The 8852-nt window shown below is 71.6% G+C and carries 7 protein-coding genes and 1 pseudogene; 4 read left to right on the top strand and 4 right to left on the bottom strand.

What is annotated here, in order from left to right; all coding sequences use genetic code 11:
* The 3 genes and pseudogenes from UWG_RS0118240 to rbsD all read left to right on the top strand — a co-directional run.
* Positions 1–1212: pseudogene (locus UWG_RS0118240) on the top strand (ABC transporter permease/substrate-binding protein); the annotation flags it as partial.
* An 82-nt stretch (positions 1213–1294) separates the two neighbouring features.
* The gene (locus tag UWG_RS0118235) at positions 1295–2233 is read left to right on the top strand and encodes a ribokinase (protein WP_016908655.1); all 939 of its coding nucleotides are present in this window, start codon (positions 1295–1297) and stop codon (positions 2231–2233) included.
* Entirely contained in the window at positions 2230–2640 is a 411-nt protein-coding gene (gene rbsD / locus UWG_RS0118230; protein WP_016908654.1) for a D-ribose pyranase, read from the top strand. The genes UWG_RS0118235 and rbsD overlap by 4 nt, the downstream gene beginning before the upstream one ends.
* A 118-nt stretch (positions 2641–2758) precedes the next feature.
* On the opposite strand, the gene UWG_RS0118225 is transcribed toward rbsD, so the two are convergent.
* The 3 genes from UWG_RS0118225 to UWG_RS0118215 all read right to left on the bottom strand — a co-directional run bounded on the left by UWG_RS0118225 (position 2759) and on the right by UWG_RS0118215 (position 6843).
* Positions 2759–4168 carry an outer membrane protein assembly factor BamB family protein gene (locus UWG_RS0118225; protein WP_016908653.1) on the bottom strand — a complete coding sequence of 470 codons (1410 nt, stop codon included), beginning with the start codon at positions 4166–4168 and terminating at the stop codon, positions 2759–2761.
* Positions 4169–4454: 286 nt separating this feature from the next.
* Positions 4455–5225 carry an MgtC/SapB family protein gene (locus tag UWG_RS0118220; protein WP_016908652.1) on the bottom strand — a complete coding sequence of 257 codons (771 nt, stop codon included), beginning with the start codon at positions 5223–5225 and terminating at the stop codon, positions 4455–4457.
* 286 nt (positions 5226–5511) lie between these two features.
* On the bottom strand, positions 5512–6843 hold the full coding sequence (locus tag UWG_RS0118215) for a DUF1266 domain-containing protein (RefSeq protein ID WP_016908651.1): 1332 nt from the start codon (positions 6841–6843) through the stop codon (positions 5512–5514).
* A gap of 399 nt (positions 6844–7242) precedes the next feature.
* Between UWG_RS0118215 and UWG_RS30395 the strand changes: the two genes are divergently transcribed.
* Positions 7243–8085, top strand: coding sequence for a phosphotransferase (locus UWG_RS30395; RefSeq protein ID WP_029391557.1), 843 nt, complete (start codon positions 7243–7245; stop codon positions 8083–8085).
* A 384-nt stretch (positions 8086–8469) separates the two neighbouring features.
* On the opposite strand, the gene UWG_RS0118205 is transcribed toward UWG_RS30395, so the two are convergent.
* On the bottom strand, positions 8470–8852 hold a 383-nt coding region (locus UWG_RS0118205; protein ID WP_016908648.1), incomplete at its 5' end, for a sugar phosphate isomerase/epimerase family protein.

The raw sequence follows: 8852 nt of genomic DNA, 5'->3' as shown, positions 1-8852 counted from the left end.
GAACTCGACGCGATCGCCGCCGTGGTGATCGGCGGGGCGAGCCTCGCCGGCGGCGTCGGCAAGGCGTCGGGGACGCTCATCGGGGCGCTCATCCTCGCCGTGTTGCGGAACGGTCTCAACCTGCTGGACGTGTCGGCCTTCTGGCAGCAAGTCGTCATCGGGGCAGTGATTGCCCTGGCGGTGCTTCTGGATACACTGCGTCGCCGTACATGATCGTTGTGCGAAGAGAAAGTGCCGGTTCGTTCACTTCCTAACTCAGGGAATGCAGAAATGAACAAGAGACAGAGCAGCACTGCGGCCGTCGCAGCCGTCGCCACCCTCGCGCTCACCGCCACCGCATGCGGGAGCGACTCCTCCTCGGACGAGGGCGGCGAGACCGTGAAGCTCGGCCTTGCGATATCCACCCTCAACAACCCCTTCTTCGTGCAGATGAAGAAGGGCGCCGAGGCCGAGGCGAAGACGCAGAACGCCGAACTCAGCGTGCAGGACGCCCAGGACGACGCGTCGCAGCAGGCCAACCAGGTGCAGAACTTCACCTCCCAGAACGTCAAGTCGATCATCATCAACCCGGTCGACTCCGACGCCGCCGGCGCCTCCGTCAAGGGCGCCAACAACGCCGACATCCCCGTGATCGCGGCCGACCGCGGCGTCAACAAGGCCGACACCGAGGCCACCGTCGCCTCCGACAACGTCGACGGCGGCCGCCAGGCGGCCAAGGAACTCGCCGAGATGCTCGACGGCAAGGGCGAGATCCTCTTCCTCCGCGGGCAGGCGGGCACCTCCGCCTCGCGCGAGCGCGGGCAGGGCTTCACCGAGGGCCTGAAGAAGTTCCCCGGCGTCAATGTCGTCGCCAAGCAGACGGCCGACTTCGACCGGACGAAGGGCCTCGACGTCACCACCAACATGCTCCAGGCCCACCCGAACGTCGACGGCGTCTTCGCGGAGAACGACGAGATGGCCCTCGGCGCCATCAAGGCGCTCGGCGACAAGGCGGGCGACGACGTCAAGGTGGTCGGCTTCGACGGCACCCCCGAGGGGCTCAAGGCCGTGAAGAACGGATCGCTCACCATGACCATCGCCCAACAGCCGGAGGAGCTCGGCAAGATGGCCGTGCGCAACGCCCTCCGCGTCGTCGACGACACCAAGGTCGACAAGCAGATCAAGGTGCCGGTGAAGGTCGTCACCTCGAAGAACGTCGACCAGTACTCCTGATCGGCGACGGACAGCGCGGGCCTCGCCCGCAGCTCCGGGGCGCACGGCCGCCCGCGGGGCACGAGCACAGGGGAGAAGCCGGATGCACAGGTTGGACCTGCTGGTGGTGGGGTCGGCCAACGCGGACCTGGTGATCGGCGTCGAGCGCCGGCCGGCGGCCGGCGAGACGGTCCTGGGGTCCGATCTCGCCGTCCATCCCGGCGGCAAGGGCGCCAACCAGGCCGCGGCAGCGGCCCGGCTCGGCGCCCGCACCGCCCTCCTCGCCCGTGTCGGTGACGACGCCCACGGCAGACTGCTGCACGACGCGCAACGGGCCGTGGGCGCCGACACCACCGGGTTGCTGCACGGCGGCCCCTCCCCCACGGGCGTCGCCCTCATCACCGTCGACGCGGCGGGGGACAACAGCATCGTCGTCTCCCCCGGCGCCAACAACCACCTCACACCCGACGACGTGGCGCACGCGGAACCGCTCTTCGACGCGGCGGCGGTCGTCTCGCTCCAGTTGGAGATCCCGCTCGAGACGGTGGCGGCCGCGGTCCGCGCCGCCACCGCCGCGGGCTCCCGGGTGGTGCTCAACCCCTCGCCGCCCGCGGCGCTTCCGGACGACGTGCTCGCCGTCTGCGATCCGCTCGTCGTCAACGAGCACGAGGCGCGGCGCCTGTTGGGCGACGACGCGCCCGAAGGCATGGACGGCGGCCCCGAGGTGTGGGCCAGGGCGCTGAGCGCGCGCGGCCCCCGCAGCGTGGTCGTCACCCTCGGCGCCGGGGGCGCGCTGGTGTGGGACGGGGAAGCGGTGACGGTGCCGAGCCCCGAGGTCGCGGCCGTGGACACCACGGGCGCGGGCGACGCTTTCACAGGGGCACTCGGATGGCGCCTCGGCCTCGGGGACACGCTCGTCGAGGCGGTCGGGTACGCGGTGCGCGTCGGCGCCGCCGCGGTGACGAAGGCCGGGGCGCAGGAGTCGTATCCGGGCCCCGGCGAGGTGGCGGAGCTGACGGCGGAGGAAGGTGCGGGCCGATGAAGAAGGCCGGCGTACTCAACCGTCGACTCAGCGGCGCACTCGCGCGGTTGGGCCACACGGACCTGGTGGTCGTCTGCGACGCCGGGCTGCCGATCCCGGAGGGCCCCGGGGCGCCGCGCCTCGTCGACCTCGCGTTCCGGGCCGGCGTGCCGAGCTTCGCCGAGGTGCTCGACGGGCTCCTCGGCGAACTCGTCGTGGAGGGCGCCACCGTCGCCGAAGAGGTGGAAAGCGCCAACCCGGAAGCCGCCGCGCGGCTCCACCGACTCTTCGACGGCGTCGGGGCGGGCCTCGTCTCCCTCTCCCACGAGGAGCTGAAGGCGCTCACGCCGCGCGCGAAGCTCGTCGTGCGCACCGGGGAGACGCGCCCGTACGCGAACGTGGTGCTGCGGTGCGGGGTGCCGTTCTGAGGCGTCGGCGCGGCCGCTCAACGCGGCTTTGCGCGCCGTAGGTCGAGCACGACGCGTCCGCTCCCGTCCCGATACCCGGTCGGTTGGCCGGACTTGGCGGACCCGCAGGTGCGCCGCCTCATTCCTGGCGCCCGAACGCCATCGCCAGGAACGGATTGCGCCGGATGTTGTCCTTTCGGAGATAGAGGCGCCCGTAGACGTACTGCACATGTCCCGACGACTCCGCCTCGGGCACGAACCGTTGCTGCTGCTTGGCACTCCGCGCGGGCAACCGCAGCAGCACCTGCGCCCGGCCGCTCCGCCCCGTCAGCCGCACGACCTGCGCACCACGCTTCGCCGTCGGCGCCCGAAGGGCGATGACGTCCTCCCCCGCACCCCGAATCGGAAGCAGCCGTTCACCGCTGCCGGCCGTCACCTCCCACAGCTTCTCTCCCGAGCGCAGATCGAAGGCCGCGATGCCGCCGTGCCCTGCCGATGCCTCCGCGTCCTGCGGCCGAGTGGCTGTGAAGACCTTCCCACCGGCTACAGCAAGCAAGGAGCACATGGGCCCGACCAGGCTGCCGCAACCGGGGTCGTACTCCTCGGAGAGCCGGATGCGAGCCGTCAACTCGCCCCGCTCGGAGACGTGGAGCAGATCGGGGTTGCGGCTTCCCTTCCGGGCGGCGGCGAGCACCAGGGGGTCGGTGGAGAGGAAGCCGACGGCCTCGGCGCCGCCGAGCCGGTAGGTCCACCTGGACGTGCCGGTGGACGGCTCGAGGTCGTGCAGTGCGAGCCCGTCGCCGCAGTCGCGCACGGCCACGAGCGCACGGCCGCCGGTGTACCCCCCATGTCGGCAGCCCTTCCGGAACCGCTCCCGCCAGCGCTCGTTCCCGGTGGCGAGTTCGTACGCCATGTGTCCCCGTTCCCAGGCGACCGCCAATGTGTCGCCCACCGTCCCGAGAATCACCTCTTGCGACAGCTTTTCCGGAAGCCGGGTACGCCAACTCTCCTGGCCCGTATCGAGGTCGAGCACGACGAGGTGCTCGCAGCCGCCCGAACTCCCCTGGTACGCCACCGCGATGACCCCGCCGGAGCCGACCGCGGGCGTCATTCCGCACGCCGGCCCCGAAAGCGGCATGCTCCACTTCTTATTGCCCTTCGTCGCGGAGTATCCCTCGATCGCCACGCCTACGATCACCACGTAGGTCCGCTTCGTCACCCAGCCGCCGCTGACACCCCCGGCGTGGCCGTGCGCTTTGAGGCGGAAGAGCCGTTCGGCGGCGGTCGGTTCCTCGGGAGCGGCGTCCTTCGGTGCCGAATCCTTCTCGCCGAGACCGGTGACGAACCATGCCCCGCCCCCGAGGACCAGCAGGAAGGCGGTGACCAGGGCAGCGAGGAGGACGGCGCGGCCACGTCCGCCCGAGCGCCGCGGCGGCCCGGGCGGCGCGCCTCCGGGCGGACCGAACCCGGCGTACCCGGACGGGTGTTGGGCGTACGGGAACGGGCCTCGCTGCGGCCACGGGGGCGGCGACGGCGGGTGCGGAGGCACACCGTGGGGCGTCGGGTTCCCCTGCGGCGACTGGGCCGGGTACGGGCCGAAGCCGTATCCGCCGGAGTGGTGTCCGCCCCATGCCCCACCGTCCGGGGCGGGATTGCGGCGGCTGCGACATGGGCCCCCTCACTGGCCGAACCCTTCAGAGCCTGCGTCGCACGGTGCGCAGCAGGATGGCCGTCGACGACTCGGCGGCTGCTGTCCGAGGAGCCCGCGAACCGTAGCAGGAACTTACCGTGGTCGCTCAACTACCCCCGCATCGCACCCGGTTCGCGGCATGCCGTCACTCCGTCGACTCGTCGTGGGCGACGTACACCTCGAGCACCCCTTCCAACTCACTGATCTGCGTTACGAGTTCGGGAACCTCCCCGGCGCCCTCGAGCCCCACCTGTACCGTGACGGCCTCGGTGGCCGTCCCGTCCCCGGCCGACGGTTCGCCCGGCCGGCGTGCCACCCGCGAGGTGGAGACGTCCGCGACGACGAAGCCCGCGTCGGTGATCCGGGAGAGCACCTCGCGGAGGAGCCCCCTGCCCTCCAGGTAGTGGACGTTGAGGGTCGGTGCCGGCGACGTCCAGCGGTCCGTGGCCCAGCGGGTGGCGTACGGCAGGAGGAGGATCGCGACGAAGTACCCGGCGGTGGCGAGGAGGGCGAGCAGCAGCAGGCCGGCTCCCGCGGCGGCGCCGACGGCCGCCGTGAGCCAGATGCTCGCGGCCGTGGTCAGCCCGCGCACCGCGTCGCGCTTGACGAAGATGATCCCGCCGCCGATGAACCCGAGCCCGGAGACGATCTGCGCCGCCACCCGCGACGGGTCGAGCACCACATCGTCCTGGGAGAGCACGTCGCCGAAGCCGTACTTGCTCACCAGCATGAAGAGCGCGGAGGCGAATCCGACGACGGTGTAGGTCCGCAGGCCCGCCGCCTTCTGCTTGACCTCCCTCTCCAGCCCGATCAGCGCGGAGAGCACGAACGCGGTGCCGAACTCCCCGACCTGCTTCCAGCCCTGCCCGTCGAGCGAGGTGAGGGCGTACTGCGTGAGGCTCCCTTGGTCCGTCATGGCCGCACCCTAGGACGCGGGCCGGCGCCGCGCCCCGAGGCCCGCGGGGACGCGGAATCGGAGGCGGTCGCCGGTGAGGCCCGGGGAGGGCTCCGTGGACGGAAGGGCGGGCACGGGGCCAACTCGCGCCGGGCGCGTCGAGTTCGGACTGTTCCGTTCGCCGCCCGTCCCTTCCCCGCGTGCGAGGTTCGGCGCGAGTGCGGGACCCGTCGCAGGGCATCAACCGCTCGGCGACGGCGCCCGGTTCGGCGGTGCGTCCGACGCGGCCCGGGCCCCCGGGAGTGGCTCAGTGCCCCAGTCGGCTGAAGGAGAGGGTGCGCCAGGGGCTCTGGGGATGCGTCGTCAGCACCTGGTGGGCCTTGCGCATCTCGTGGTACCAGTCGCCGAACTCTTCCTCGTCGAAGTGGAGGCAGCGGCCGAGGACATGGCCGGCGGCGAGCTGCTCCCAGGAGTTGTAGGCGACGCGGCAGAGTTCCCCTGCCCGCCGGACGAGGTGCCCGGCCTCGTCCTGACCGCAGTAGCGGGCGCCGACGCCCCAGCGCGCCACGTGCACGGCCCGCCCGTAGTTCCACGCCTCCACGTTCCGCACCCAACCGCCCTCGGGGAGCAGGCCGTCGGCGCGGAACCGCGCCTCGTAGCGGGAGATCCGCTCGACGAGCCGGCGCGCCCCCGCCACCTCGGCGTCGAGCACCTCGGTGTCGACCGGTTCGGGTGCGGTGACGCCCTCCGCCGTGAGCACGTACGACGACGCCTCCTCCGCGGCCCCCGCGCGCAGCGCGTTCTCCACTCCGCGGCGCCACACACCGGTGTCGACGTCTCCCCCGCGCTCCTGCGCGAGCGAGCGCCGCACGTCGAGCACGAAGGTCCAGGCGCGGCTGCCGGACCCGGGCTCCAGCAGGTGAGCGGTGGTCGTCCGCCAACTCTCCCGGTCGGTGACGTCCCACCAGTCGGCCAACCGCCGCTTCTCCGCGTCGTACCCGTCGCCGTGCCAGGCGAGGGAGTTCCACACCTCGCCGTTGACGACGCTGAGCAGAGCGCCGCAGGCGAGCCCGTGCGCCGTCCGGCCGTGCTGCTCGCCTCCCGCGGTGGCCCAACGCAACCTGCCCCGGCGGGCGTCGACGTCCACCTCCCCGGCGAGCGCGCGCCAGAACCGGCGGTCGAACGCACGGGCCGGCAGGAACGCCTCGCAGGGAGAGCCGGGGTTCACCACCAGACAGGTGGCGCGATAGCCGTCCAGCAGGTCGGCCCAGCCGCCCAGTCCTTCGGCGAAGTACACGGACCGGTTGCCGGGAGCGGACAGCCTGCCCTCCGTGCGGACCGGCACGGCCCGCCCGCGTCCGACGGGGTTCTCGACCGGACGGATGTAGTACCGGCCGGCGTCGGCCTCCGCCCGGTCGTTGGGGTGGTACAGGTCGGCTTGCGCCAGGGCGCGCACGTACACGGCGCGGTCGCCGCGCAACTTCGCTTCGTACAACGCGCGTTCGACCTCGGTCGGTGCGGTCCATCCCTCCGGGGGACGCGAGAGGAACCGGACGGCTCGCCTGGCACGCAGCTCCGAGAGTCGCAGCCGGCGGAGGAGCTGCCTGCCGCGTCCTGGGGCCTCGGTGGTTGTGCCCACGCCTTCCAGTCCTCCTTTCGTGGTCAACTACCGTCCGCGGGTGCGCGGTTGGGAAAGGTTATCGGCAACACCGGGGCGTGTGCGGGGCGTCCGGTCGGCAGGGGCGCGCGGACGCGGCGGAGTCGGACTCGTCCCGGCCGGGTGCGGCTCGTCGGCCCGTGGATCGAGCGGTGCGGCACGAGCGGCGGCACGGCATCGGCGAGGGCGGTCCGCGCCGAGCACGTCGTACGGCCGGCTCGCCTCACCGGGGCCGGCGGCATGGTCGCCCAACTCTGTGCAGGTCCCGTTTTGCGATGCCTGTCGTCGGTCCGGGGTTGGCCGCCGAATGATGTTACCGAAGACATCGGGGGCATCACTGCTGTCCCAGACGTGTGTGTCTCAATGATGAAAGAGGACGGTATGGAGCCATCAGAACTGCACCGCGCAGTTGAGGCAGGGCGGGCGACTGCTGCGAGGCCGGGTCTTCAGGTCGACGATGCGATCGTCATCCACAACTCGGACCGCGTCGCGCTGCGCATGGTCCCCTGCGATGTTCTGGCCCGGGTCGCACCGTTGGGGCATCTGAGTGATTCCGAGTTCGAAGTAGAGGTTGCTCGCCGTCTCGCCGACGTTGACGCGCCGGTGGCTGAGCTCGATCCTCGGGTCGAGCCGCGGGTGCATGTGCGTGATGCCTTCGCCATCTCGCTATGGACCTACTACGAACCGGTGGGATCGGAGATCGCGCCGGCCGACTGCGCAGACGTGTTCTTGCGGCACCACGCCGCCCTGCGGCAGATCGATCCGGACGCACCGCATTTCACCGACCGAGTCGCCGTGGCGCTGAGAGAGGTGAACGACCGGGAGCAGTCTCCCGAGCTGCCCGATTTCGACCGGGCACTCCTCAGCGACACACTCAGTGGACTGAGCGCCGCGATCAGCAGCGACAAAGCCGACGACCAGTTGTTGCACGGCGAGCCTCACCCGGGCAACCTCCTGAACACGAGAAGAGGCCCGCTTTTCGTGGACCTCGCGACCTGCTGCCGTGGGCCGATCGAATTCGACCTCGCCCATGCGCCCGAAGACGTGGGAAAGCACTATGCGGGGGCTGACCACGACCTGATCGACCTGTGCCGCGCCCTGAACTGGGCGATGTTCTCCGCCTGGCGTTGGCGCCGAGACGACCAAATGCCCGACCGGGACCACTGGAGAGCGGAGGGCCTCGACCAGGTTCGTGCTGCACTCGCTCGCTGCGGACTGGGCTGACTCGAGGGACCGCTGCGTCCTGATCCGCTGCGCCGTGCGCGGCATCCCGTCAGTGCAGCGGTCGGCCGGCCTGAGAGACCCCTCGCCCCGTGCCCACGTCAGCGTCCCCTGGCGGACTAGTCACATGATCGACCGGACAGTGCTCAGTTTCCCGGCACCTGCTGGAGGCCAGCGCTCCAGCAGGGTGTGCTCGGTGCGGACGCGGGGGCGGGATCGCGCTCTTCGTCGTCGCGCAGTGGGCCGCGCCGTTCGCACCGACCAACGCTTCCGCGCTGCGAGGGAAGGTCTCAAGCAGCTTCAGCGGCTCGCCCCCGACCGCTCCGAGCGGCCTGCGCGGCGACTTCGGACGCGCAACAACCGAACCCTGCCTACGCACCTCGCCGTTCACCCCGCCGCGTACCGCAGGTACCGCTCGACGGTCTCCCGGAGCACCTCGGCCCCGTCGCGCGTCCGCAGCGACTCGTTGAAGAGTTCCACTTCCACGGGCCCCGTGTATCCCGCCGCCTCGGCAGCACGTCGCAGGCCGCGCAAGTCCACGCAGCCGTCGCCGAGTTGGCCCCTCCCCAGGAGGACGCCAGCGGGGAGCGGCACCGTCCAGTCGGCGAGCTGGAAGGCGGCGATCCTGCCCGCTTCGCCCGCCCGCGCGAGCAGTTGCGGGGTCCGTTCGTCCCACCAGACGTGGTAAGTGTCCACGACGACGCCGACCTCCTCCGCGGGGAACGGCTCGGCGAGTTCGAGCGCCTGTCCCAGAGTCGAGACGACGCACC

Origin of the sequence: Streptomyces xiaopingdaonensis (assembly GCF_000262345.1) — a bacterium.
Classification (GTDB): domain Bacteria; phylum Actinomycetota; class Actinomycetes; order Streptomycetales; family Streptomycetaceae; genus Streptomyces; species Streptomyces xiaopingdaonensis.
This window is presented reverse-complemented; position numbering and strand designations above follow the sequence as displayed.

Bases quoted from the DNA above. Each gene is read 5' to 3' on its own strand.
- UWG_RS0118220 (WP_016908652.1), bottom strand. From the start codon at position 5,225: ATGACGGACCAAGGGAGCCTCACGCAGTACGCCCTCACCTCGCTCGAC.
- UWG_RS30395 (WP_029391557.1), top strand. From the start codon at position 7,243: ATGGAGCCATCAGAACTGCACCGCGCAGTTGAGGCAGGGCGGGCGACT.
- UWG_RS0118235 (WP_016908655.1), top strand. From the start codon at position 1,295: ATGCACAGGTTGGACCTGCTGGTGGTGGGGTCGGCCAACGCGGACCTG.
- rbsD (WP_016908654.1), top strand. From the start codon at position 2,230: ATGAAGAAGGCCGGCGTACTCAACCGTCGACTCAGCGGCGCACTCGCG.